Here is a 26,008-nt window from a genome sequence, read left to right as displayed (position 1 = left end):
CTGCTACTGTTACTTCTACTTACAACAAATTTGCAACCTTCCGTCGCGGCAAAGATACGAGGCTGTAGAGTATTGCCGTTACGATAATGGTTGGGTATACGGCACCTACAGAATTCCCCAATAATATAGAGTCACGGACCATTAAGAAAAAGACTACCCCGAATGCCCAGACAGCTACAGCTCTAATATTGACACCTTTTGAATACCAGTATTTCCCGCCCACTTTCTCAAATTCCTTTACATCATAGGAACGCTTTTGGACAAAGAAGTAGTCGGCAACCAAAATTCCCAACAATGCACTCAATACCATACCGATGTATTCTAAGAAGCCCATAAATGTATATAAGAAACTGGCCAAGTAAAGTGGAATGAGCATGGCAAACCCCGCCAATACAGTTACAAGCCAAATGGAATGAAGCGGCTTGATTTTCTTCGTTACGTTGGTAATTGAAATTCCCGCGGCCATCAGATTCACCACATTTGTTGTAATACATGCGACAACAATCAGCACCAATGCAAACCAACCAAGTCCAAGATTCGTCACAATTGAACTTGGATCCGAATTATCCGGATTAAATGTTCCTGTCGTAATCGCTGCACCAATGGTAGCGATTATGCCGATAAATGCAAACCACATGAGAGAAAGGCATGCTCCTAAAAGCGGTGCAACTGTTGCTGTTTTAGCGGACCTTGTATACCTCGTGAACTCAGCAATACCTAGAACCCAAGCTAAGCTGAAAGCAGCCATAATATCTATCGCTTTCCCAACCGGCATAATCGCATCCGCCGGTGCCTTCCAAGCCATGATGTCTGCAATTGAATGTGTTTTCAACACGACAACCGTAATCCAAATACCTAAAGCCAGAACTAACACGATTCCAATTCTTTCGACAATTTTAATTGAATTCCTTCCCAATGAAACGGCAGCTAAATTCAAAATGCTCATGAAGACAATGCCCAGAATCATCGGTCCCGCGCTACCTGGCTCACCATAAGCGGGCCAACCAAATAAACCTTTTAATATGAAACTCATGGATATGACGGCAATGAACGTATTAACGACCGCCCATCCTAAAAAAACGATGGTATTTAACACCGTTGGCAAAAGACTTCCCTTAATTCCAAAAGCCGGCCTTGTTAATGCCATTGTGGAAGTTCCAACTTTAAAGCCCATATAGCCAACAAGTGCCAGAACGAGATAAGCGATTGGATTAGAAATTAATGTGACTGTAATCGCTCCGGCAAATGCCATTCCAGCAACCGTTCCCCCAACGTACCAGGATGCATTATTCGAGTTGGCTCCAACCCATATTGCTATCATGTCAAAGAAACCTATATTTCTTTGGCTCATTGGAACTTCATCCGTCGCGTAATGTTCTACTGTAACGACATCTTGACCACCGTACGCTTGCTCCGTAACATCTACCCCAATGCTTGACACGTCCACTTTCTCCGCCGTTTTCAATCATTCTCCCCCTTTGTATTCAAAATCGTTGCAAAAAGCTCTTGCGATCAAGTAACTGTTAATTTCGCATAAGCATCTCGTAGCGTCTCCGGTGTAAATTGCAATTCATCAGGTCCCTCAGATGCCCAGACCCTATATTCTTCTCCCAATAGTTTGTTGCATAGTTGATCGGCATCAAAGATTTGTATGTCATATATCCAGTTTGCCATCATTAGCGTTGCCGCCATATGTGAACCTTCAGTAGTTGTACCGCATATATCCTTTACCAAGTTAACCTGGTAATCACGATAGTAAGCATCCATCGCTGTCGAAATTACACAGACATCTGTGAGGACGCCGCCAATAAGTAAATGCTTTACATTCAGACCCTTTAACAGTAAATCCAAACTGGATTCATGAAATCCGCTATACCTGTACTTATCAACGATGATATCACCGGGTTCGGGCTTCACTTCTTCCATTATTTCAATAGCCTCTGTACCGGTATGGTAGTAGAGCGGCTCTCCTTTTTCGTTCAACGGTTCCCTGTTTCCAAGTCCAATCGCATCTCCCCTATTTAAATGCCGTGTGTAAATGGTAGGGATTTTCTTTTGACGGCATATCTCAATCAGACTTGCTGTTTTACTAATGATCGTTTCCATTCCAACGACATCTGAAGTACCACCTTCTTTTTGGAGATCAATTAAGAGTAGTGCCGTATTCTCTCCATTCATTCGCCAGCCTCCTTTCAAGATCATTTCACCGAGGTGAATCTACCATGTACCATGCATGGTTTGATTGGAAAAACTTCATGACTTTGAAACTTTTCCACCTATTCGGCATGGCTTACAATCGGTTTCCATTCCTTCAGTTCAAGTCTGCGTACGTTTTCAACGACGTGTGGATCCGCTTCTGCCATCTCCATAGCTTCTTCATATGAATCCGCGATATAGACGACTAATCCGCCAGTTCCATCGGTAAAAGGGCCTCTTGCAAAGATCTTCCCTTGCTCATCCAATCTATCCAGATAGGCTATATGATGGGGGAGGATTTCTTTATTTTTCTCAGGATCGATCATGTGCAACAGTGCCGCGTAATACGTCATCTTCTACCTCCTAATTCCGGTTCCAGACAACCAGCTTCATTTCCGTCATTTCTTCTACTGCATATTTCAACCCTTCACGACCCGTTCCACTTTCTTTCACTCCGCCGTACGGCATATTATCCACTCGGAATGTCGGGATATCATTGATCATCACGCCGCCGACATATAGATTTTCAGCCGCATTCAACGCCGTATTAATATCGTTTGTGTAAATTCCCGCCTGAAGTCCATATCGTGAATCATTTACGAGTTCTATTGCATCTTCTATATTTTTCACTTTATTGATCACAACGATTGGTGCAAATACTTCATGACAAGACACTTTCATCGTAGATTCCGCATCACAAATAATTGTTGGATAGAGGATGTTACCTTCCGACTTGCCGCCTGCTGCAACTGTGGCGCCTTGACTTTCCGCTTCCTGAATCCAGCTTAGTGTGCGCTCTACGTCTCCGGATGAAATTAATGCTGACACGTCTGTTTTTTCATCTAACGGATCTCCTATTATCAGCTTTTCCGTTTCATTGACAAGCTTAGAAACGAATTCATCATATACATCCTCATGGACATATGCACGCTGTAAAGAAATACATACTTGCCCTTGGAAAGCGAAAGCACCGCTTACACAGCGTGGAATGATCTTATCAATATCGACGCCTTTATCGATGATCACCGCCGCGTTGGATCCGAGTTCCAAGGTGACTCTTTTCAGCCCTGCCTTGCTTCGTATTCCAATTCCGACCGCCGGACTTCCAGTAAACGTGATCATACTGACACGATCATCGGTTACGAGTTTGTCACCTGTCACTCTGCCGCTTCCTGTCACAACGTTCAGTGCTCCTGCAGGTAATCCCGCTTCAAGAAGAAGCTCTGCGATGAAGAATGAGGATAGCGGTGTTTGCGATGCAGGTTTTAATATAATCGTATTTCCGCTAGCAATGGCTGGTCCGACTTTATGCGCAACTAAATTCATCGGGAAATTGAAAGGAGTAATGGCCCCAATCACACCGATTGGTTCACGCACTGTATAAGCCAACCGGTTTTCTCCTCCTCGAGCAGCGTCAAGCGGGAGTGTTTCACCGTGAATGCGCTTCGCTTCCTCGGCCGCAAACTTGTATGTTTCAATCGTTCGGCTAACTTCTTGCCTTGCTGTAGCAATCGGTTTCGCCGCTTCTAACGCTATGATTTCAGCAGCTTCTTCGGCTCTGTCTTGCAGTGAACGAACCAAATTCTCCAGAATTTCTGCGCGTTTGTGAGCGGGCATTTTCGCCATTTCCTGCCTCGCATTCATGGCTGCTTCAATCGCCAGCTCTGTTTCCGCTGCCGTCGCCATAGGTATTTCCGCGATGATATCACCTGAATATGGAGAACGAATCGAACTATATTCACCAGCTTCTACCCATTCCCCATTAATAAGTAGATGTTTCTTTCTCACACTTGCTAACGATTCTGTCATGATCAGGTTAACCTTCTTTCTGTGAATGGGCTTGTTTAGCAGGTTGCCATTATTGACTTTTCACGATGTTTTTCAACCTCACTGAAATATTCATCAATCTTTATCTTTAATCCGCCACTTCCAAATTTAGTACGGCTAGTGTTTTCATCCATACCTTCTTGGACGTAATCAAGAAATGAGAGTATGATTTTCCGTCTTTCCACTATTCTTTCGAATCCGCGTTCATAAAAAAACGTATCGATAGTATTATAGAGTCCCCTGTTGACACCATATTTTTCATTGCACAAACGGATGAAGGACAGATCTGGCAAATGAATCGTTTTGTCTATTTGCATGTCAAATGCTCTCCTCTCTATCAATAGTTCACCTTCGTCGTTCATCGCATAATAAACGGATCAGGAATCGGTTCGGATGAAGTATTCACCCAGACGACTTTACTTTGCGTATATTCATAAATTGCATCAAAACCGCTTTCTCTGCCATGTCCACTTAAACCGGAACCGCCAATCGGTGCGATTGGTGATATGCTGCGATACGTATTCACCCACACAATTCCGGCCCTTACAGCCTTGGCCACTCGGTGGGCTTTTGCAATATCACTCGCCCAAATCCCTGCCGCTAATGCGTAATCTGTGCTATTCGCCAACTCGATCACTTCCGCCTCTTCTTTAAATGGAATGACACTTAAGACAGGCCCGAAGATTTCTTCCCTGGTAATTCGCGCTTTGTTATCGGTATGCTCGAAGATGGTTGGCTCAAAATACCACCCTTTTTCCAAGTGTTCTGGCCTCTTTCCTCCGAAAACAATTGTCCCCCCATCCGCTTTCCCGATGGATACGTACTCCTCAACTCGAGCCAACTGTGCCTCTGTTGCAACCGGTCCCATTTCTGTATCCGCTGCAAACGGGTCACCAATCTTAATTTTCGAGACACGTTCAACAAGTCTCTCCATTACTTTGTCATAGATGTCAACGTGTAAAAATGCACGTGACCCGGCGACACAGCTCTGCCCGGAAGCGCCGAAAATCCCGGCTATGATTCCCATTGCGGCATTATCGGGATTTGCATCATCGAAAACAATATTCGGTGATTTCCCGCCGAGTTCGAGTGACACTTGTGCGAAGTTCTCCGCTGTATTACGGACGACGTGTCGAGCAGACTCGGTGCCTCCTGTAAAGGCAACCCGTCTTACGAGCGGATGAGAAGTCAACGAGTCGCCAACCGGCATGCCGAATCCAGTCACCACATTGACAACTCCCGGTGGAAATCCGGCCTCCTCCACAAGTTTCATAAGTTCAAGAAGAGAAGCGGACGTCATTTCAGATGGCTTAATGACAATCGTATTTCCAGCTACGAGTGCAGGCGCCAATTTCAATGTCGTCAAGTAAAGCGGTGAATTCCATGGCGTGATTGCAGCGACAACGCCAAGCGGTTCGCGAGTCGTAAAGGCAAACATATCCCGCTTATCCATCGGCAACGTTTGGCCATGGATTTTATCGGCAAGACCTGCGTAATAATAGTAGAATTCAGGTAAATAATTTAATTGTCCTCGCATTTCTCGGATCAACTTGCCGTTATCGATCGTTTCATAATGCGCAAGCTCTTCCACGTTTTCAGCGATCAACTCACCCAGTTTCCTGACAAGCTTGCCTCTCTCGGTATAGGTCATATGGGTCCACTCTGAATTCAAAAACGCCTGATGTGCAGCTCGCACCGCCTGATCTACGTCTTCAGCCGTTCCTTTTGCTACGCGGCACCAAGCCTCTCCCGTCGCTGGATTATAGCTTGGAAAGTACTCTCCACTTGATGACGCTGTCCACTCTCCATTTATATACATGTCGTATGTTTTTAGCTCTGTAATCAGTTCTGTCAAGTCTGCATCTCCTTTACCTCGCAAATACTGTTCTCCCGATGAATGAATGAATTGCTTCGTTGACGATATCCGGTCTTTCAACAGGAAGCATATGCCTCATAGTAGGGACAACCAGCAATTCCGATTCAGCAATTTTCTTTTGGATTTGCTTCGCCATTTCGGGTGTAGAGCCGATATCCTCTTCCCCCGTCATTACCAATGTCGGAATGTTGATTTGATCCAGTTTACCCCAAAGTTCCTGATCGGCCGTTGCAAACAACGTATAGGCAGATAGGTAAGAATTCGGGTTGTTTGTCTGAAGACGTGTACGGATTCGACCGACAATTCCTTCCTGAGCAGTAAGATAGTCAGGGGTGAACCAACGTTGAATCGCTGGTTCAATCGTAGTTTCAGGTCCAATTTTCCTCACTTCTTCCACCCGTGCCAGAATTGCTTTTCGTTGCTCTTCCGTCCGATTTGCGACCGCATTCATGATTGTGAGCGTTTTCATTTTCTCTATGTGTGCCAATGCAAATGCCTGTGCAACCATCCCGCCCATGGAAAACCCGACGAGGTGAATTTTATCAAGGCCCAGGCCATTTACAAGCGCAGTAAGTTGTTCGACAAACTGGGAAAGTGAATAAGGACCGGGAGGATGCGAAGATCCCCCATGCCCTAACATGTCATACACAATTACGCGGTACTCTTCAGACAAACGCTTCACTTGTTTCTCCCACATTGCATGATCTAAGCCGACTCCATGAATGAAAACGAGCGGTTCACCCATTCCTTTTTCTTCATAATGAATGGTCCCCTGATCATACGAAAACGTTGGCATTAGACAAGTCCCATCTCGACCATATCTTGATGGCGATCTCCCGTTCTTGGGTGCGGACGTCCTCCTGTCGATACACTAATCGCAACAACAATTTCATCTGCTCTTGGCGCATCCGGAATCGTCGCTTCGAATGTAAGGAAATGGGAGCGTTTCGAATCTTCGTTTTTATGCACCATCGGAATAAGGACCGCTGTCCCTGCACCGCCACGTTTATTTGTGAACGGCAAAATGCTCTTGCCTTCCACCGCATCTCGGAACTTGTTACCAAACTTTAAGGTATGAATAAAGGCAGATGCATGCTCCATTTCCCCATCCACTCCGACAACAGCGGCTTTACCGAATGCTTCAACATCGTCTGCCGTTTCAATATGCTTAAACAGTTCCGCCACTAGCAATTCACCGATCTGCGGTGCATATTCGTTGATTTCAGGCATCAAATCCTCAACAAAACCTCTCTTGACCCATGGGTTTTTCATCACTAACATCGTTGTGATCATTTTAATCGGATCTTCGATTTGCTTTCCGCCCTCAATACGTGTTTCCTCAATCGCTGTATATACTTTACGAATTTCTAGCATGTTTACAGTACCCCCTGTTTACTTTTTGTGAAATTAGGCATTACCTCTTCTGTGAATAACTTCAGACTCTTCATCATTTTCTCATGCGGCAAATGACTATGGTTTACCCAGAGCAATAGATTTTGTAAATTCAACTCTTCTTGTAGTTCCTGGATTTTTTCTGTCACATACTCCGGTGTACCGAATAATAGGTTTCGCGGATGAAGGAATTCATACGTTAACTGTTGGCCAAGTTTCACTTCTTCACCTGGATCCATCAGATTTCCAAGACCCCTCCAGTGGCAAATCCATCGATATGTGTTCAGTACTGCTTCGGCGGCGTCTTCACGAGCTTGCTCCATCGTTTCTGCTACATACACATCGCGGACAAGTGCAATCCCTTCGCCTAGCGGCACTCCGTAGCCACGTGCTTTCGAGGCTTTTTCACGATATAATTCAAAACGCCCTTTCAGCTCTTTCACTGTAGGCATCCAGAACATCCCGTTGATGCCGGTTTCAGCCGCAATTTCAATTGAACGCGGGGAATCAATCGTTTGCCAAATCGTAGGCATTCGATTTTGGTAGGTGTTTGGCATAATCGAAATTTTATTGATTTCACCTTTTTCCATATCCATGAATTCGGGAGACGCTGGACTCATTGGGTGACTCCATTTCAATCCTTCTGGCGGATACTTGTAAATATCCCCTTCATGTGAAAAGAAGCGATTGGACCATGCCTTCTTCATAATCTCCAACGTTTCTTCAAACAAAGCGCGGTTTTGATCATTGTTTTTCGGATCTGCTAATGGATTTAGATTAGCTGCTTCACGACCGTATAGTCCCCGTGCTAAACCAACTTCCACGCGTCCTTTGCTCAATTGGTCCAACATGGCAATATCCTCAGCCAAGCGCAATGGATGCCAAAACGTAGCGACATTCGCTGCCTGACCGATGCGAATATTTTTTGTTCTAGCTGCAATGTCTGCACCCATCATCAGTGGATTTGAAATCAATTCATTTCCTTCATGACCGAAGTGATGTTCTGTGTACCAAATGGTATCGTAACCGTTTTCATCACAATAGATTGCTTGGTCACGCGCCTCATCCAATACTTTGTAATACTCGTCATGACGACCTGGCCCCGCTAGGTTTGCAAAAATTCCGAACTTCATACCAATACTTCCCCCTTGTTTTCAGTTATCGTTATACAACTTTTTCGCTATCCCTTTTTTCAATCCCTTTGCGCTCTCTTTCACATGCATTCGCATCGTTTTTTCGGCTGCCTCCCGATCCCCACTTAGGATGGCGGCCAATATACGTTGATGTTCCTTCAGAGATTCTTCCAAACGGTTAGGAACATCGATACTTAGGTAAACATATCCATTGTATGGAATTTGATTTAATAATAGATTGTAGAAATACCCCATCTTAGAGTTATTAGCTCCATCTAGAATTGCTTTGTGGAATTGATTATTTGATTCAACAAACAGTTTATGATCTTTTTCCCCTACAGCTTTCTCCATTAAAGCTACTGATTCTTTAACTTTTTCGATCGCTTCCTCGTTTCCACTTTCCGTAAGGACGCCTGCTGCAAAGCCTTCCAAAGCTTCTTTCACCGTAAATAATTCATCCAAATCTTTTTCCGTCGGTTTCAGTACGCATGTTCCAACGCGTGGGATTATTTCAACTAAGCCCTCACGTTCTAGTTGCTTTAACGCTTCCCTAATCGGGGTCCTGCTCACCTTATACGTCTGTGATAATGCAGCTTCAGACAATTGTTTACCAGGTTCGTATTCTCCCGTAATGATTGCTGTACGTATCGCATTGGTTACTTGAGTCGTGATACTTGTTGTTAATATCGTTTGAGTGATGACTAACACACCTCACTTTCTGTTTATTCATGTTGCCATGTACCATGGTAGAAAAACGTATGCATTACCTAACAAGACGACTTACATTGAAGTGAAAACTAGTATCCTCTTGCACTTACCATGTACCATGCAAGGAGATTTGATTATAGATTAATATAGAACTAATCAGATGTCAACAAATATTTAGAATGTTTACTGTAGTTATTTCACTACACCCCTCTCCCCTACGCATTATCCTCATTAAGATGAACTTCGAAAAATGTAATTGCGCGGTCCCGGTAGGATGGGTACAATTTATTTATTTTCCAAGAAAATTCCCAAGACAATTTTTTATTCCTATACTGTTCCAAGTTGGCTATAGATTTGTTACCTTTTAAGGATGGGTTATGCGTGTTTAATATCCTGAAACGGGTATCGTACACAGATAAGGCCTGACTATAGGAGAGGAAGTAGCTGCATCCAATCATCCTCTCAATGTAAAGGAAAGGTGAACTTGCATGATTGAACTCAACCAGATATCAACCTTATTTCTAGCGGCGGCACTGTACCTGCTCGGCACAGCGCTTGTCAACCGGATCGGCATCCTTGACCGGTTCCTCATTCCTGCGCCGGTCGTTGGCGGTCTACTGTTCGCGATTGTCGCACTCATTTTGAAATCTACCGGCATTATCGAGATTTCATTGGATACATCCTTGCAGTCCTTGTTCATGGTAGCCTTTTTCACGACAGTTGGACTGGGTGCAAGTTTTAAGCTGATCAAACTTGGCGGCAAGCTACTACTCATCTATTTACTGCTGTGTGGCGTAACCGTTTTCATGCAGAACGTCATCGGCGTCTCACTTGCAAAAGTGTTCAATATTGATCCGCTGCTTGGCGTAATGAGCGGCGCTGTTTCGATGAGCGGAGGGCACGGAGGAGCGGCTGCATACGGTCAGACGATCGAGGGTCTCGGCATTACTTCCGCTGTGACAATCGGGATGGCAGCAGCAACACTCGGATTGATTTGCGGCAGCCTGTCAGGCGGTCCGATCGCCCGGCACCTAATTGGCAAACATGGCCTGAAACCGCAAGAAGGCGTAGTGGCTGAGTATATGGAAGAGGATGAAAAGCCGATCAGCCAACATTCATTCATGATTCAAGTGACAATGATCACATTAGCGATGGCAGGCGGAATAGTCCTTGGCGACCTGTTCACCGAAGCAACCGGCTTTGTCTTGCCCGGTTATATAGGCGCAATGTTCTTCGCGGTGCTCATCCGCAACATCATGGACCGTTTCCTGCCGGGAACTGTCAACATGAAGGAAATCAATCTCATCGGAGACGTGTCACTCGCCATCTTCCTATCCATGGCACTCATGAGCATTAAACTATGGGAACTCGCGGGTCTAGCACTTCCGCTCATCGGCATTATCTTCGTTCAAGTGGTCTTCATTGTCGGATTCTCCGTGTTCATCATGTTCCGAGCACTCGGCAAGGATTATGACGCAGCGGTAATGATTTCCGGTTTCCTTGGACATGGACTCGGTGCCACACCAAACGCGATGGCCAATATGGGTGCAACTGTCAATAAGTTCGGACCTTCACGCACCGCGTTCCTAGTCGTCCCAATCGTAGGCGCGTTTCTAATGGACGTCGTCTTCAGCGCACCGATCATCATCACAACAATTAACTTGTTGGCACCTAAGTGAATTTGACGGTGCCACTTTGATGGTGCCTGTGCAAGAAACATTCATGATAATTCAACCAATTTGAATAAGTATACATCATTATAATGAGAAGCTGGTGCTCCCGGCTTCTCATTTAATTTTTATACAATTGTAGCGTATTTACTGAATAGTGTCTTACACAGGCACCTCATAATTAATCCCGCCCACTTTAGGTCCAAAGTCACGAAATGACGATAACTCCTCGAAAGTGACCGATAACTTCTGGTAATTGACCGATATCCCTCGCAAAGTGACCGATAAAAGTTGAGAAGTGATCGATAACCATTGAGATCTGACCGATAACAATCCAGCCCCCCTTAAAACTCCCCGACAAAACAAGGAAACTCCAACGTCTGCCGCTTCAACTCCCAAAACGACTGCCACAGTCTCGATTCTTCACAGTAAACCGACGAATCCATCTTGCTGCTCACATCACCCACCCACCTAGCAGGCATGCCGTAAATCCTACGATGCTGCATCCTCGCCTCCTCCTCTCTTTCCGCAAAATATATCGCGAACCGTCTCCCGCCAAGCGGCACGACGAATAGCTTGACTGTACACATCTCCAACCAATTTTCATTCCGCATTCTCCCAATCGCCCCATAATCCAATTGCTCATAAGGAATCCGGCTTTCAGGGTCATCCCACTGCACAAGTCCCTTCTGCACTGCGTAATAAACAGCATGCGCCATATTTGGCACATCGTACAATACCGCATCATGAAATAGCTCTTTCACTGTCAGTTCCAATTCCAATGACCTCCCCAGTAAATTTATTGTAAGCCGCATAAGCAGTCCCCACCGGACCATTCCTGTTCTTCGACACGATCAATTCCAACTGCGCGAGCATGTATTGACCAGACCTTTCATCCCCTATATAGATGCGAGTTTGGGAAAAGGATACTGCGAGAGGAAATTTATTTTTTCTCAATGAAAAATCACCAACCATTTTCGACATTTTGTCGATGGTTGGTGATTATCCTTTTATATACCCATCCATTGCAGCAAGCGAAGCATAATAAGTAATTCTTAAAATATACTGTAGTACACCCATGACTAATTAGGCATTTCACCCCCACATATGTAGAACAATGTAGAATTTCGGATTGACAGAAAACTTTTTCTAATCGATACTTTGAATTACACATAATTTCGAAAGGAGATGAAAATGTAAAATCGCCTTAGTATACAGACCCAAATAATTTGAAGGTGGAGATGCCCATATGTTACTAGCAAAGTACCCGAGAAGAAGGTACACACACGCAAAAACACCAATAGAAAAGTTAACTCATCTAACCAAGCTATTGAACGGTCCTACAATCTATATAAAACGGGATGATTTACTAGGACTTGCCGGTGGCGGGAATAAGACGAGAAAACTGGAATTCCTAATTGCCGATGCGATACGCAAAGGGGCAGACACGATTGTCACCGGTGGCGCTCTCCAATCAAACCATTGCCGACTCACGTTAGCCGCCGCCATTAAGGAAGGGTTAAAATGCCAGCTAGTTTTGGAGGAAGGTGTTGCGACTCCTTATGAGCCGGATGCAAACGGCAATAACCTGCTATTTAAATTACTAGGTGCCGAGTCTATCAAAGTTGTTCCGTATGGCTCGGATATGCTAGCGGAAACGCACGCATTCGCCGAGGAATTAACCATGGCGGGCAGGACACCTTATGTAATTCCGATCGGAGGATCGAATGCATTGGGGTCGGTTGGCTATGCAGCGTGTGCCCAAGAGATCCTGCAACAAACTTTTGAAGAGGGGCTTGTACTTGACGATGTAGTCGTTGCGAGTGGAAGCGGTGGAACACAGGCGGGGTTGATTGTCGGTTTCCATGCAAGCAGTGCGCCTATTAACGTGCATGGCATCAATGTTTCCAGACCAAACGAAACACAGATCCCGATCATTACAAATCTTGTGCAGCATACAGCGGATTATTTAAATGTATCAGACAATCACTTAGCAGATCGTGTCCACTGCTACGACAGCTATGTTGGCGAGGGCTACACTATTCCGACACAAGGGATGATTGAAGCGGTACAAATGTTGGCGAGAACGGAGGGCATCCTACTCGATTCCGTTTACACAGGAAAAGTGATGGCAGGACTCATCGACTTGATTCGAAAGGGAGCATTCAAGAAAGAAGACAACATCCTGTTTATTCATACAGGTGGGTCTACGTCGTTATATGCAAATCCTACCCTGTTCGATGATGATTTATTTGTGTTATGAAGCTTTACCGGAAGTGAGGACAGCCTATGAAAATACCTTTTACGAAGATGCATGGAATTGGAAATAATTATATTTATATCGATGCGATCACACATGAATTCGATGATTCGATCTTCAATCAATTAGCGATAAACGTCTCAAATGTCAATACAGGCATAGGATCGGATGGACTTATTGTGATCCATCGGAGTGACGTGGCGGATGTCGGTATGCGGATCTTCAATAAGGATGGGTCGGAAGGACAAAGTTGCGGCAACGGCTTACGCTGCACAGCAAAATATGCTTATGAAAATCATCTAGTCTCTACTAACGTCTTCCGGATTGAAACGAAGGCGGCTATCGTAACTGTCGAAGTGTACGGCGATAGAGAGTGTATCGACAATGTGACAGTAGACTTAGGGTCGCCCTTCTTAAATCGGAGTCAAATTCCGATGCACGGTCCTGACGATAACCAAGTGATTGCAGAAGAATTTCACGTTGCGGCGCATTCGTTGCAAGTGACGGCATTATTTTTGGGCAATCCAAATGCTGTGTTTTTTGTCGATGCGATCGAGGAAGCACCTTTACACGAGTTGGGCGCAATCGTTACTGAAGATCCGCGTTTCCCGGATCGGGTGAATGTTGGATTTGTTGAAATCATTAGTAGCAATGAAATGAATTACAGAGTATGGGAACGAGGTTCCGGTGTAACAGAAGCTTGTGGAACAGGAGCAAGCGCAGCTGTCGTCGCAGCGATCTTAAACGGCTATATCGGTAAAGGTATCGATGTCAAAGTCCATTTGAGCGGCGGAGATCTATGCATTAAATGGGCTGGCGATGATCATGTTTGGATGACCGGACCGGCGGAGACTACGATTCAAGGAGTCTTCCACTGGAAGCGTCGGGAGTAATAGATAGATATAATTCAAAAGGGGGAGCAATTGCATGGCGAAAAAATTAAAAGCGTATCGTTTTCCACTCATTCTTCTAGCTTCCATCATCATCGGATCCGTTATTGGGCTAATTTTCGGAGAAAAGGCCAGTGTCATTAAACCGTTCGGGGATTTATTCTTAAATTCACTATTCATGATTGTTGTTCCACTTGTGTTCTTCTCCATTTCGTCAGCTGTCGCGAATATGGATAGCATGAAACGCCTTGGAAAAATCATGGGTTCCATGCTATCGGTATTTATTATTACAGGGATCATTGCATCCATCACGATGTTAGTGGCCGTTGTTATTTTCCCGGTTGGCTCCGGGGTGGATGTTCCTATGGAGATTGTTGAAAACACGGAAGTTCTGTCGTTATCCGATCAACTCGTAAATACTTTTACAGTACCGGACTTTGTAAATTTATTTTCACGTAAACATATGCTTGCATTAATCGTATTCTCGGTGTTATTAGGAATCGCGACTGGGTTGACCGGCGAAGCTGGCAAGCCATTTGCCCGCTTTTTAGAAAGCGGCTCTGAAATCTTCATGAAAGTGATTCAACTCGTCATGTATTATGCACCGATCGGCTTAGGCGCCTATTTCGCAGCACTTATCGGAGATTTCGGCGGAGAACTGATTGGTGATTATGCGCAAGCGTTCATCCTATATTACCCTGTTGCATTTCTATACTTTGTAATTGGATTCACGCTTTACGCATTCATTGCCGGTGGAAAAACAGGAGTTGTCCGTTTTTGGAAAAACATCCTTGCACCTGCGGCGACCGCACTTGGCACGGGGAGCAGTTTTGCAACCCTCCCTATCAACTTGCAGGCAGCAAAACAAATCGGCGTGCCAAAGGATATACGGGAAACCGTTTTGCCGCTCGGCGCGACAATTCATATGGATGGCTCTTGTCTGTCTGCCATTCTCAAAATCGCGTTCGTCTTCGGCGTGTTCAATATGGACTTTACAGGAATCAGCACTTTCCTAACAGCGATAGCGATCTCCTTACTGTCAGGTGTTGTGATGAGCGGAATTCCCGGCGGCGGGTTTATCGGTGAAATGGTCATCGTCACACTTTACGGCCTGCCGATCCAGGCATTGCCGATGATCTCAGCAATCGGCGTCGTTGTTGATCCACCTGCAACTATGGTCAACGCAACCGGAGACACAGTTGCAAGTATGCTTGTGACAAGGCAGTTGGAAGGAAAAGACTGGATGGATAATGTGAGTGTAGAATAAGAGCAGAAAAAGTATATATCCAAAAGTCCAAACGAATCGGAAAACCCCATCCAGTATTGAGGATGGGGTTTTTTAGTTTATTTTATCTTCAGCACATCAAAAGGTCTAATGATCCCAATCAATTCTCCATCAGCATGACCGTTTTCTGTAATGAGCAATGCTTCCAAACGGACACCTCTTGAAATCGCCCGCTTGAAATAATCTTCAGCTTCATACACAGAAAGGTCTTTGTCGACAAATTCAAATGGCTCATTACGATCTTCATAATTGTAAACCTCGGAAAGTGTCGGTATTTCCCGGGAAATGGAGTCTTCTGTCGAATGGCCCGCCAACCAATAGGTGATATCTGCAGCCGTAACCAAGCCCTTGAATTTACCATTCTGATAAAATGGGATTTGGGTGAACCTGCTTTCGGCCATCAATTTCAATGCCGCAGTTAATGGATCCTCCGCTTGCAAAGTATGTACTTTACAGCCGAAAAGAGCACCTACACGAAGTGGATTGCTTAGTTTCTGTTCAATCAATTCGATGCGCTCCACAATTTCATCATGGGGTTCTGCAATCACATAGTCGATGTCTGTTCGATTATGGACGATTGCATTACGCAAATCTCCAAGCTCCCGCAAATCATCTTCGTATTTACGAACAACGGAGTTTGTAATCTTCACTTTATCAATCAGGCGGTAAAATGGGGAATACTCATCGCCATCCGCTTTTTCAGAAAGTGTTTTCTCAATCCGGTTATAAGCGACAATAAAACGCTCTGAATTTTTCACAGTCATCAGCGCATGCAACTCCTTTTGAAAGGAGTATACCCATTTTCCCCTCATCAACTAACCACTAACTGTGCATGTCTTCACTTTCCCGTTACAAGTCTTCAGGTCTACGGATAACGAGAACATCACATTTCGCGGAGCGTACAATGTTTTCAGAGACGCTTCCCATAATGAAACGTTCAACTGCATTTAAACCCGTCGCCCCGCAGATTATTAAATCTGCATTCAGTTTTTTCGGGAGGTCTTTTGAAATCATCACTTTCGGTGAGCCATATTCGACAATGACATTGACGTTTTGCACACCAGCTTGGACAGCTTCCGCTTTGTAGTTGTTCAGCAATTCCTCGGCGGATTTATACGCGCTTTCAGCGATTGAACGGTCATAAGCTTCAGCAGAAGAATACGAACGTGTATCAATGATGTTGACCAAATTCAATGTGGCTTCATTTCGGTCTGCAATTGCTACCGCCTTTTTGAAAGCCCATTCCGCCTCTTCTGATCCATCTATTGCGATAATTATTTGTTTGTAGTCCATTGACATAGATCTCACTCCATTCTCTTCATATGTACTACTTCGACAAGTAAGGTACATTTCCTTCCCCAATAAACAAAGAAAGCCCTCTTTATTCGACAAATTTATGTACAACCCTTTCAATCTTGTCGCATGATAAACACTCAAGAATTTTCAGTACGGGTTCAGTTGATGGGGAGAAAACACAAAAACACACCTTAATAAGCAACTAAAACAGCGTACGATTCGCACCCGAATTGACAGTAATAATAGCAATAAAAAATGCTCAGGCATATTTGCCTGGGCATTTTTTATTGTCCTATCATTTGTTCAACAATCGCGCCCGTTAAAGCAATAAGCGCATTGTGTATTATTCACAAAGAACTTCCCAATTAATAGCTAAAAAGTCTTGTTCCACTTGAGCTGTCATATTGTTTTCCGCACAGGCATTTTTCGCATTTTGAAACGAGTTAAAGTTTGAAACAACAGATATTACAAGAAGTGAAGCAATGATAAAAGGAACTATAAATAACTTTTTCTTTTTAGGGCTCAAAGTAATCCCCTCCTTACTCCATTATCTGGGTCCGCTTGCTAAATAAGCCGTCTTCTTATAGCTCTATTTTAGCACAAAATCTTTTACTCCCTTAAACGTCTTGAGTTATTTCTAACAAATTTTCTCACCCCCCAATCAACAATCTTATTAGCTGCGCAATTAGCAGAGGCACATAAATTTACAACAAAAATAGGGACATCAATTCAAGTGTGAATTGTGTCCCCATTTGCTATGCCTTTTTAACGTTTTCTCCCCATCAACCGAACCCGTTAGATCTATCCGGCTTCTTCTTTTTTCACGTATTTTTCACACAGATACCTTCCCCAATTTACGTTTCCTCTTTTTTAGTAAGACAGCTATCAGGAGTCCAAACAGGCCGGCAAAAGTGAGCAAAACGACGTACGCAGTTAAGATAATGCCATTCGGCTTGGTAAGAACCGCTAAAATATTCGCATCGTGTTCAACGATTTTCCTGTCCTTTGCATGTTCATAATAAGCAGGCACCTGCGCGACATCGTCCATCTTCTCGAAGGATTTGAAGTAATTCGCAATCGCATACCATTCTTTCATTTCCTGTTGATCATTCATGTAAATGATCCGTTCTTCAAAGTTCGTTACGGGGCTGCCGTCTTCATTCTTCGGGACAACCGACAGAATGCCGAATGACTTTTCATTGACATAAGGCAGCATTTGAACTGAATATAAGCCGCCCACGACACGGTAGAGCTTTTCATCGTCGATTTCTTCCTTTTTGCCGTCAAAAGACTGCAAATGAATGTCTGTCACCTTGTTGAATAGGAAGCGGTTTGTATTGAAGGTATAACTTAAACCGGCAATATACAACTGGACTTCATTCATAATCGGCGTGATCGATGCATCGACTTCCGCAACGGTTTTCAATTCTTTCCCCGTTAAATAGATATCCAGCAGCGGATAGCCGGAAATCCCGTCCGATCCGACGCCTAATGAATACACCTTAAAAACGTCAGCAACCGTAATAGTCCCCTTGCTGAATGAATCCCTGATATTCCCGTACGGCACAACGGATGCAGCGATAGGCTCATAAGCGCTTCCTTCCAATTCCCGGATCGTGTGAATAAATGCGTCACCGATCAAATTGCCGATCGGTTCTTCTCGTTGTTTAACACCGAGGTCTGTGAATGGGGTGAAATCGAAAGATGATACAGCGAGCACTTCATCAAATTCCATCCCGAAGCGGTTGAGGTACTCTTCCTGGATTGTCTGTTTATAGCCCTCGATAGTTTCGGCAATCACCGGGTCTGCAGGGAGTGAGTCGTCAATCTTCCGCAATTGATAATGATTGACTGCCCAGTTGCGCTTGCTGTCCTGAGAAATGTTGAGGATAACTAAATTTTCTCCATACTCGCCCGCCGACACGATAACTGTGTCCCCCACAAGTATCTGCTCCATGAGTGTCGTATGGCTATGTCCACTAATAATGACATCAATACCCGCCACGCTCTTGGCCAGTCGTTCATCTTCCGATTTGGACGGGTCAGTCGCTGTCCCCGAATGGGAAAGTGCAATTACAAGGTCGACACCCTCTTTTTCCTTCAATGCAGCGACCGTTGACTTGGCGCTCTCTACTGCGTCACGAAAAGTCACACCAGACATCGGTGCATTGCCGGCGGCTTCTTCTCCCATCAGTCCGAAGATGCCGATCTTGACCCCCTTACGTTCGAGGACGATATAATCCTTTACGCCATATGCATCCATTGCTTCTTTTAACGCTTGTACGTCGGCAGCTATCTTTCCATCTTTATCTTTCGGGAATTCCATATTGGACATAACAATGCTGGGAAGCCGCACGCCGCTGTCTTTCGCAGCAAGCAAGCTTTCTGCAAGACCGTCTGCCCGGAAGTCAAATTCATGATTCCCAAATGTGGTCGCGTCATATCCCATCTGGCCAAGCAGGGTCAGGCTCGGTCCGTGCGACGTGAAGATGGTTTGAAACAGTGTTCCCATCGAGAAATCACCGGCATCCACTACAATCGCATCCGGATCTTTACTCCTCTGTTCCCGAATGGCGCTGGATAATCGGGCAAAACCGCCGACGGTCATTTTCCCTTGTTCCCTCTCAACTTCATAAGGAAGAAGATTGTCGTGCATGTCATGCGTGAAAAGGATTGTGATGGAATCTCGGGGTGTATCTGCGCTTCCTTTAGGAATAGGCATAAAAAAGACGATTGATGTAATAAAAATGAACGAAACCAAACTGCTCCCTACTTTACGAATCGGAATCCCCCTCTTCCATCTATCTCTGCAGTATGGCTCTCTTACTGCATGTCTGCGAAGCTGAACCTCACGCCGATTTTTTCGTGAGGTGATAATTCATCTCTCCACAGCGCATGGCTCTTTTCCATTTCGGCGCGTGCAAGCTCTTCTGCTTGCCCGTAGTCCCCTCTTAAAGCGGCGTCCATCAATTCCTTATAATAGCTTAACGATGCCCGGCGCCGAAAAGCGCTTTCAAAATACTTGATTGCTATTTTCTCATAGGCCGAATCAAAACTATTGAGAACAAGCGAGAACAGGGGATTCCCCGATAATCTTGCCAGCCCTTTTTGGATCTTCCAATCATAAGAAGCGAAAGCTTGCGCTGTATCCGGAAGTTCATCGATTTCCGACAGCAATCCGATGAATTTAGGTTGATGGAGCTTCAATGCGTTTTTTACATAATGGGGTGTCAGTGCAACTCGCATCTCCAAAAAGTAGAGAACAAACGCATCCGGCACCTCATCGAAGTACTCGATAATATCGACGATTGTCGTACTGTTGCCTTCATACCAATAATCATTCACCACCGCACGCTGCCCTTTTTTAAGCGACAGCCATCCACCGTGGCCAAGGCGCTGCAATACTTCCCGTATGGCTGGACGCCCTATTTGATACATCACAGCTAATTCTCTTTCCGTCTCCAACTGACTTCCTGCCGGATAGTCTCCTTGAAGAATTGCTTTAATCAGTTCTTTTTCAACAGTTGCTGTACGACTCATCGCAAAATCTCCTTTGACTGCGCAACCCGTGTCGTGCCGGGCACGATTCCCTTTCATTCAAGCGCGCTTCTCTAAATTCTTGGCCGTCTCACTTTTCTCAACCAATTTTTGATCTTTATACGTTCCAAATGTTTTATCGATAGAGGTATGCGTCACACCAAACCAGTAGTTCTCATTTTTGAAATGATGCCATAGATGCACTTTCTTAATCTTTTTTCCGAATGCTGTGCGCGGCTGAATCGGCCGGTGCGCAACATAATGCTTCCATTCATAAATCATAAAATAGAGGACAATTCCTGCAAGATAAGCAATCGTCAATGTGAAATTGTTTGTGATGAAGTAGCAAATGGTCGAAAAGATTGCGAAGCCGGGCAAACTGAACCAAATCGGTAGGAAAAGCAATTTTAGATCATCCGGGTAGGCATGGTGATCGAAATGTAAGCGCTTAATCACTTTCAATAAAAAAGGATTTTCCGGCGTTTTCATGTGAAATAAAAAACGATGGATGACATACTCACTAATTCCATACGTAGCCATCCCGATGCCGAACGCAATCCACGTACCATAGGAAAGAAGATGGAAAAACGTATAGCCCATGAGCGGAGCAAGCAGAACAAGCATGATCGTAACGTCCGGATACGCAACAAACTCTTTCACGTACTTGGCATTCATTGATAATCCCCCTGTCTGTCAGTTGAACTTCCTCCCAATTTCCTAACTTGGAAAGCGTCCACTTGGTAAGACCAATTTATTTTTTGGTGTTACCTAACTATATAACGTCTGTAATAGTTTTACAATTGTTTCTTTTCAATTTATATTTTGGCGAGTGGGCAAATGAATAAACTAAAAAGACCACCCACATTAGGCGGTCTGTAATAAATAATAGCGATAGGTTCCCTTCAAGCGGGATCAGCTAGTTGGAAAACATAATCCATCCAGTATGAGCGGCCACTCAAGGATGGATTATTTATTATCGTGGAACGATCAGTATGGCTACGATCTATTCCTAAACATATTCCGGGTGTCCGTGCAGCTTGCATCCGAATAGATAGCAACCGCCTTCATGATGCAACTCAAATTCAAAAGCCGGCCGGAATCCCGATTCCAATTTCGAAAACAATTGCTCCAATCCGCTCAATTCTTCTTGCAGCTCCTCTATCCTTTCTGCTTTATCGGTTTCAGACCAACTTTCATCACAAAGTTCCTGTCTTTCTTCCTCTATTTCATTCAACTTGCCTGCAATTCCCTGATCGATCACTTGTCGACAAACCTGCAATTCTTGCAGATGAAATAAAACATACGCATACCGGCTAATTACATAAGGCGAAATAAAATAGTCCGCCCACTCTTTTTCATACATCTCCCGCGCTTCTTGGAAACAGCCTAGTTCCACATAGGCATCCGCTGCTTCGAGAGCACCTAGATAATGATCTGACTCGCTGTTCCATCTGTCCAATATCAATTTGGCGTCCGCCGTCTCTTCATTTTGGATGCGCGCAATCACTTCATACCAGCTGATGCAATCCGAGTCTTTAGCGATGGAATGAAACCCTTCTGCCGCTTGTCGGAAACGGCCGGTATGATAGTCCGCAACCGCCAAATTATGAATCGCTTCAGGCGTCGGCTGGATGGCGATTGATTTATTTAGAATTTCCCTTGCGCCTTCCCAGTCTTTTTCCTGTAGCGCAATTTCACCGAGCATATTATATGGAAAATATGACTGCGGATGCAGTGTCACTACTTCTTCAAGAAACAATTTTGCACGGTGTGCATCCTCTTCTTCATATAGATACATCCACGCAAGATTATTCAGCGACTGAACAGTGCGCTCTTCTATAACCGCTTGTTCCAGCAGCTCGAGTGCCTCTGTATAGTTATTGTCTTCAAAGAACTGAAGCGCTTTTTCATTGATGGCCACATCTTTACCCTCCTCTCCAAAATCAATGATTGCTAATGAAGCTTATGTAATATGAAAAGCACCCTTTGAAGGATGCAGCATAATTATTCTGGTTGTCCTTCAACAACCATTTACACAGAACTATCTTCGGATAATCTCAATGAAATGCTTCAAAATCCTCGCGGTCAGTCCCCAAATTGTATAAGGTCCGTACTCGAAAAACCATTCTTCCATCGTACGCCCTCTCCATTGGTAGTTCTCACCATTCCGGATCTTATCGTAAGGAAAATTCGCATCGGGCGAGAGATTCACCATAACCGGATGCATATACGGCTCATGACTAAGCAGATAATCAAGCGGCACGGTGAACACTTCTTCAACCTCATTTTTATTATAAGACCGAATGATTTCCTTATAATCCACGATTCCCGCAAATGGGTAGACAACAAATGACGAAGAAGCAACATACGGACTTAGTGAACCCAGCACTTCTACAGTATCGGGGCTCACCCCAAGCTCTTCATGCGTTTCCCGTAACGCCGCAAAAAGAGGCGATTCGTCGGTAGGATCAATTCGGCCGCCAGGAAAACAAATATCGCCAGGCTGGCTCCTCATCGTCGCCGAACGGACTTCGAACAACACACGCCATTGCCCTTCCACCTGGACAAGTGGAATCAAAACAGCTGAACGGAGAGCAGTCGCCTCACCAATGAATAACTCTTGATTGTTACGCAGCTGTTCTCTCCATCTTTCCTGATTCATGACATCATCTCCCTTTCCGCCAAAACAGTCATTCATTACAACTGTTTAAATCGAATTGGTTTCAAACCTTTTCTGAGTCGATCATTGTTTGACCAATTTCCATATCCGAAAATTGTAAAAGCTAAAACCTTAAACAGATCTCCATAATAACTATTATGGGACAGATATTCCCTCTTAAAATCTGAAAGTCTAGTCAAGAACTTACCCCAATGAGCCTTATCTTGGCATACATCCATAATGCCTATCAGAGGAAACGGGATTCCTTCCCCTTCGTTCCTATCACAAGCATCCATTAATAAAGTAAATGTCTGCTTTTCCATTTTATTATTACAAAGAATATACTCTTCTTCTTCAAACAAATCAGTATTGTACATTCGAACCTCTCCTTTTAAACACTACTATATTCTACTGCTTCACATTCAAAGCCTCAACCGCATTCGCAATCCTTCCCGACCGACGATATCCTACCGGTTAATAACCATTTCATCACCACTTCAGCTCTTCAGCGCCCTCTATATTCTCAACAGGCAATGCATTGAATTATCGATTTTATTCGAATTGGCTATCGTATACTGCCTGCACCCTTCATATTGAATTAACGGAATTATTCCACTTCCGGATACCCCTGAACTAAGGATGAAGGCATGGCTAATGGTGTCCAAGCATATAGTCTAGTGTACGCAGCAAGATACATTTGATAGGGGGAGAGTATATGAAGTTTGGTCTTATTCCTAAATTGTTGCTCGGTCTTGGTATCGGTATTTTGATAGGAATCTTTGGCCCCGACTGGATGATCCGCCTCACGGAAACCGGAAATATGTTATTGGGCAACCTCATCAAATTCTTTATTCCTTTAATCATTTTTGCTTTCGTCGCGGCAAGTATTGCAGAATTTGAAACAAAAGCAGGTAAACTATTGAGTTTCACAATAGGTATTTCATATTTGGATACGATAATAGCTTGTGCACTAGCTGCCGTAGCCGCATATTTAATTATCCCGAACTTCGCCTTACAAGCAAGCCAAGCTGTAGATAGTATTGCAATCGGCGCACCTTTTGTCACCCTTGACATCCCACCACTAATGAATATAATTTCCGCTTTGGTATTAGCGATAATTATCGGAATGGCTTCAAACTGGGGTAAAGCAACCATCCTTTCTGGTGCTGTCATCGAATTTAGAAACGTAATTGAGCGTGTAATTCAAAAATTTATTATTCCTGTTATCCCGATTTTCATCGCTTGCATATTTGCAGGGATAGCGGCAAAGGGAGCATTGTTTGGAACCATATCGATTTTCGGTAAAATGCTCATTTTAATTGTTATAATGCAGTTTATTTGGCTAATCATTGAATATGCAATAGCAGGGGTAATTTCTAAGCAGAATCCATTTATTGTTTTCAAAGCTATGCTACCCGCTTATTTCACAGCATTCGGGACAATGTCTAGCGCAGTCACAATGCCAGTTTCTCTTAAACAAGCTAGAACGATTCCATTTATTAATAAGAAAATTGCGGATTTTGTCATGCCGCTTACAGCGAACGTTCATCTTTCAGGCGCTGCAATGACGTTAACAATAAGTGCAATCACAGTTTCACTCATTACAGACGGGGTCCTTCCACCAGTCAGCGTAATCATCTCTTTCATTCTTATTCTTGGCGTAATTGAGGTAGGAGCTGTAGGCGTCCCTGGTGGATCCGCTTTAGCCGCAATCGGAATATTACAGTCAACCCTCGGATTCGGAGATGAAGCAATTGGTCTTATGCTAGCGCTATTCATGATTCAAGATAGCTTTGGAACTGCTACAAATATTGCAGGTGACGGATCGATATTGATGATTGTCAATCGTTTTTTCGGAAAGAAAGAAGATGTTCAAGTAACTGCGGATTCGTCTAATATAGAGGACGAACTTGTATGATAATCGAAGAAATTGATCTTCGAAGTGATACAGTCACCCTGCCGAAACCCCAAATGATAGAAGCAATCGCAAACGCAACTCTCGGCGACGATATTATGGGTGAAGATATTACTGTAAATGAGCTCGAACGAAAAGCCGCTACTCTACTTGGGATGGAAGACGCAATGCTTGTCCTATCTGGCACCATGGCAAATCAAATTGCAATTATGGGATTTTCAACACGAGGACAGGAAATAATACTTGGAAACGAATCTCATATTTATAACTTAGAAGGGGCTGCAATGTCGGCAGTAGCACAAGTGCAGGCAAGGCCTATTCAAGTACAGGATGGATATTTCGATCTGGAATTAGTGGAGTCGGCAATTTCCACAGGCGATATTCAGAGAGCAAAAACAGCTTTAATCTCCCTGGAGAATACGTATAATTTAAACCTTGGACAAATTGTTTCTCTTGAAAACATGAAAAAAATACAAGATATAGCAAAGCTATATAACCTACCCGTGTACCTGGACGGAGCAAGGATCTTCAATGCTTCAGTTGAACTAGGTATAGAACCCTCGGAGTTTTGTAAGTATGTAGATGCAGCTCAATTTTGCCTAACAAAAGGATTGGGTTGTCCACTGGGATCTGTCCTAGTTGGGACAAAAGAATTTATCGATAAGGCAAAAATAAACCGCCAAAGACTAGGCGGTGGAATGAGACAGGCCGGTATAATTGCAGCACCTGGGATTTATGCACTGGAAAATATGATTGATCGATTGAAAGAGGATAATGATAGAGCGAAACGATTGGCTGAGAAACTATCTACTATAGAAGGTCTCTTTATTAATATGAAAGATGTACAAACGAATATCATCTCAGTAGATATACGTCATTGTGAAATGGATGCAGAGCAACTAATTAGCTTTCTTAAAGAAAAAAGGATAAAAGTAAAACAGATAGGGCGAAAAAAAATCAGAATGATTGTTCATTATTTAATTACGGATGATGAGGTAAATTATGTTGTTAGTTCATTTAAGGAACTTCTAGAAAACAAGGGATGAAGAAGCAGGTTCCCTACAAGGGGATCAGTCCTAGAGATAAAATAATCCATCCGTAATGAGCTACCACTCAAGGATGGATTATTTTTTATTGTGGAATGACAATATCGAGGCCCACAGGACGCGGGTCATGCAGTCCGTTGCGACAGATGTCGCGTTCTTCGACTGCTCTCCTTAATGCCCCGAATGTAAATATAAGCATTAGCGCTAGGATATCCCCCATTTCAGTTGCAACCAAATCAGTGTATCTACTTTTCAACTATTATAATAATAGTACCATACCACATGAAGAAACTGGAACTATATTACCAGTTAGATATA

Annotated in this window: 27 protein-coding genes; 6 read left to right on the top strand and 21 right to left on the bottom strand. The window is 44.0% G+C overall.

Annotation, left to right across the window (positions count from 1 at the left end; genetic code table 11):
- Window positions 1–19: 19 nt before the first annotated feature.
- From M3152_RS14620 to M3152_RS18125, 10 genes are all read right to left on the bottom strand, one after another.
- Window positions 20–1,465: a cytosine permease gene (locus tag M3152_RS14620; RefSeq protein ID WP_251696165.1), complete on the bottom strand. Its 1,446-nt coding sequence runs from the start codon at window positions 1,463–1,465 to the stop codon at window positions 20–22.
- A gap of 47 nt (window positions 1,466–1,512) precedes the next feature.
- Window positions 1,513–2,178 carry a cysteine hydrolase family protein gene (locus M3152_RS14615; RefSeq protein ID WP_251696163.1) on the bottom strand — a complete coding sequence of 222 codons (666 nt, stop codon included), beginning with the start codon at window positions 2,176–2,178 and terminating at the stop codon, window positions 1,513–1,515.
- Window positions 2,179–2,276: 98 nt separating this feature from the next.
- Window positions 2,277–2,549: a YciI family protein gene (locus tag M3152_RS14610; RefSeq protein ID WP_251696161.1), complete on the bottom strand. Its 273-nt coding sequence runs from the start codon at window positions 2,547–2,549 to the stop codon at window positions 2,277–2,279.
- Window positions 2,550–2,559: 10 nt separating this feature from the next.
- The gene (locus tag M3152_RS14605) at window positions 2,560–4,005 is read right to left on the bottom strand and encodes an aldehyde dehydrogenase family protein (protein ID WP_251696159.1); all 1,446 of its coding nucleotides are present in this window, start codon (window positions 4,003–4,005) and stop codon (window positions 2,560–2,562) included.
- 35 nt (window positions 4,006–4,040) lie between these two features.
- Entirely contained in the window at window positions 4,041–4,340 is a 300-nt protein-coding gene (locus M3152_RS14600; RefSeq protein WP_251696158.1) for a hypothetical protein, read from the bottom strand.
- Window positions 4,341–4,381: 41 nt separating this feature from the next.
- Window positions 4,382–5,902 carry an aldehyde dehydrogenase gene (locus tag M3152_RS14595; protein ID WP_251696156.1) on the bottom strand — a complete coding sequence of 507 codons (1,521 nt, stop codon included), beginning with the start codon at window positions 5,900–5,902 and terminating at the stop codon, window positions 4,382–4,384.
- The gene (locus M3152_RS14590) at window positions 5,892–6,695 is read right to left on the bottom strand and encodes an alpha/beta fold hydrolase (protein ID WP_251696154.1); all 804 of its coding nucleotides are present in this window, start codon (window positions 6,693–6,695) and stop codon (window positions 5,892–5,894) included. Before M3152_RS14590 ends, M3152_RS14595 begins: the two co-directional genes overlap by 11 nt.
- Window positions 6,695–7,273 (bottom strand): amino acid synthesis family protein, encoded by a 579-nt coding sequence (locus M3152_RS14585; protein ID WP_251696152.1) that lies wholly within the window; start codon window positions 7,271–7,273, stop codon window positions 6,695–6,697. The genes M3152_RS14590 and M3152_RS14585 overlap by 1 nt, the downstream gene beginning before the upstream one ends.
- Before the next feature lie 2 nt (window positions 7,274–7,275).
- Entirely contained in the window at window positions 7,276–8,424 is a 1,149-nt protein-coding gene (locus tag M3152_RS14580) for an LLM class flavin-dependent oxidoreductase (RefSeq protein WP_251696151.1), read from the bottom strand.
- 21 nt (window positions 8,425–8,445) lie between these two features.
- On the bottom strand, window positions 8,446–9,132 hold the full coding sequence (locus M3152_RS18125; protein ID WP_251696149.1) for a GntR family transcriptional regulator: 687 nt from the start codon (window positions 9,130–9,132) through the stop codon (window positions 8,446–8,448).
- Between the two features lie 488 nt (window positions 9,133–9,620).
- Here M3152_RS18125 and gltS point away from each other — a divergent pair, with 488 nt between their 5' ends.
- Window positions 9,621–10,811 (top strand): sodium/glutamate symporter, encoded by a 1,191-nt coding sequence (gltS, locus tag M3152_RS14570; protein ID WP_251696147.1) that lies wholly within the window; start codon window positions 9,621–9,623, stop codon window positions 10,809–10,811.
- A gap of 335 nt (window positions 10,812–11,146) precedes the next feature.
- Here the strand turns inward: gltS and M3152_RS14565 are convergent, their stop codons facing one another.
- The gene (locus M3152_RS14565; protein WP_251696145.1) at window positions 11,147–11,578 is read right to left on the bottom strand and encodes a hypothetical protein; all 432 of its coding nucleotides are present in this window, start codon (window positions 11,576–11,578) and stop codon (window positions 11,147–11,149) included.
- Window positions 11,547–11,759 (bottom strand): DnaB helicase C-terminal domain-containing protein, encoded by a 213-nt coding sequence (locus M3152_RS14560; RefSeq protein WP_251696143.1) that lies wholly within the window; start codon window positions 11,757–11,759, stop codon window positions 11,547–11,549. Before M3152_RS14560 ends, M3152_RS14565 begins: the two co-directional genes overlap by 32 nt.
- 292 nt (window positions 11,760–12,051) lie before the next feature.
- Between M3152_RS14560 and M3152_RS14555 the strand changes: the two genes are divergently transcribed.
- From M3152_RS14555 to M3152_RS14545, 3 genes are read left to right on the top strand one after another with little or no spacing between them, the layout of a single operon-like run.
- Complete coding sequence (locus M3152_RS14555; protein ID WP_251696141.1) at window positions 12,052–13,065, top strand: D-cysteine desulfhydrase; 1,014 nt, start codon at window positions 12,052–12,054, stop codon at window positions 13,063–13,065.
- 26 nt (window positions 13,066–13,091) lie between these two features.
- Window positions 13,092–13,955, top strand: coding sequence for a diaminopimelate epimerase (dapF, locus tag M3152_RS14550; RefSeq protein ID WP_251696140.1), 864 nt, complete (start codon window positions 13,092–13,094; stop codon window positions 13,953–13,955).
- Window positions 13,956–13,989: 34 nt separating this feature from the next.
- Window positions 13,990–15,219, top strand: a complete 1,230-nt coding sequence (locus tag M3152_RS14545; protein ID WP_251696138.1) for a dicarboxylate/amino acid:cation symporter — start codon at window positions 13,990–13,992, stop codon at window positions 15,217–15,219.
- Between the two features lie 77 nt (window positions 15,220–15,296).
- Here the strand turns inward: M3152_RS14545 and M3152_RS14540 are convergent, their stop codons facing one another.
- The 9 genes from M3152_RS14540 to M3152_RS14500 all read right to left on the bottom strand — a co-directional run bounded on the left by M3152_RS14540 (window position 15,297) and on the right by M3152_RS14500 (window position 23,106).
- On the bottom strand, window positions 15,297–16,001 hold the full coding sequence (locus M3152_RS14540) for a CBS domain-containing protein (RefSeq protein WP_251696136.1): 705 nt from the start codon (window positions 15,999–16,001) through the stop codon (window positions 15,297–15,299).
- A gap of 85 nt (window positions 16,002–16,086) precedes the next feature.
- A complete protein-coding gene (locus M3152_RS14535; RefSeq protein WP_251696134.1) occupies window positions 16,087–16,536 on the bottom strand; it encodes a universal stress protein in 450 nt (149 codons plus the stop codon).
- Window positions 16,537–16,876: 340 nt separating this feature from the next.
- Complete coding sequence (locus M3152_RS14530; RefSeq protein ID WP_251696132.1) at window positions 16,877–17,059, bottom strand: hypothetical protein; 183 nt, start codon at window positions 17,057–17,059, stop codon at window positions 16,877–16,879.
- Window positions 17,060–17,365: 306 nt separating this feature from the next.
- Window positions 17,366–19,294: a bifunctional metallophosphatase/5'-nucleotidase gene (locus M3152_RS14525; RefSeq protein WP_251696130.1), complete on the bottom strand. Its 1,929-nt coding sequence runs from the start codon at window positions 19,292–19,294 to the stop codon at window positions 17,366–17,368.
- A 62-nt stretch (window positions 19,295–19,356) separates the two neighbouring features.
- The gene (locus tag M3152_RS14520; RefSeq protein ID WP_251696128.1) at window positions 19,357–20,073 is read right to left on the bottom strand and encodes a GntR family transcriptional regulator; all 717 of its coding nucleotides are present in this window, start codon (window positions 20,071–20,073) and stop codon (window positions 19,357–19,359) included.
- A 57-nt stretch (window positions 20,074–20,130) separates the two neighbouring features.
- Entirely contained in the window at window positions 20,131–20,745 is a 615-nt protein-coding gene (locus M3152_RS14515) for a sterol desaturase family protein (RefSeq protein ID WP_251696126.1), read from the bottom strand.
- A 334-nt stretch (window positions 20,746–21,079) separates the two neighbouring features.
- Window positions 21,080–21,991: a tetratricopeptide repeat protein gene (locus M3152_RS14510; RefSeq protein WP_251696124.1), complete on the bottom strand. Its 912-nt coding sequence runs from the start codon at window positions 21,989–21,991 to the stop codon at window positions 21,080–21,082.
- Between the two features lie 120 nt (window positions 21,992–22,111).
- Complete coding sequence (locus tag M3152_RS14505) at window positions 22,112–22,732, bottom strand: NUDIX hydrolase (protein WP_251696123.1); 621 nt, start codon at window positions 22,730–22,732, stop codon at window positions 22,112–22,114.
- Window positions 22,733–22,767: 35 nt separating this feature from the next.
- Window positions 22,768–23,106: a hypothetical protein gene (locus M3152_RS14500; protein WP_251696121.1), complete on the bottom strand. Its 339-nt coding sequence runs from the start codon at window positions 23,104–23,106 to the stop codon at window positions 22,768–22,770.
- A 338-nt stretch (window positions 23,107–23,444) separates the two neighbouring features.
- Here M3152_RS14500 and M3152_RS14495 point away from each other — a divergent pair, with 338 nt between their 5' ends.
- A complete protein-coding gene (locus tag M3152_RS14495; protein WP_251696119.1) occupies window positions 23,445–24,647 on the top strand; it encodes a cation:dicarboxylate symporter family transporter in 1,203 nt (400 codons plus the stop codon).
- The gene (locus M3152_RS14490; protein WP_251696118.1) at window positions 24,644–25,690 is read left to right on the top strand and encodes a threonine aldolase family protein; all 1,047 of its coding nucleotides are present in this window, start codon (window positions 24,644–24,646) and stop codon (window positions 25,688–25,690) included. Before M3152_RS14495 ends, M3152_RS14490 begins: the two co-directional genes overlap by 4 nt.
- The last annotated feature ends 318 nt before the right edge of the window (window positions 25,691–26,008 follow it).

It is taken from the genome of Sporosarcina luteola (genome assembly GCF_023715245.1).
Classification (GTDB): Bacteria; Bacillota; Bacilli; order Bacillales_A; family Planococcaceae; genus Sporosarcina; species Sporosarcina luteola_C.
Note: the sequence above shows the minus strand (reverse complement) of the source record. Positions and strands in the feature narration are given on the sequence as shown.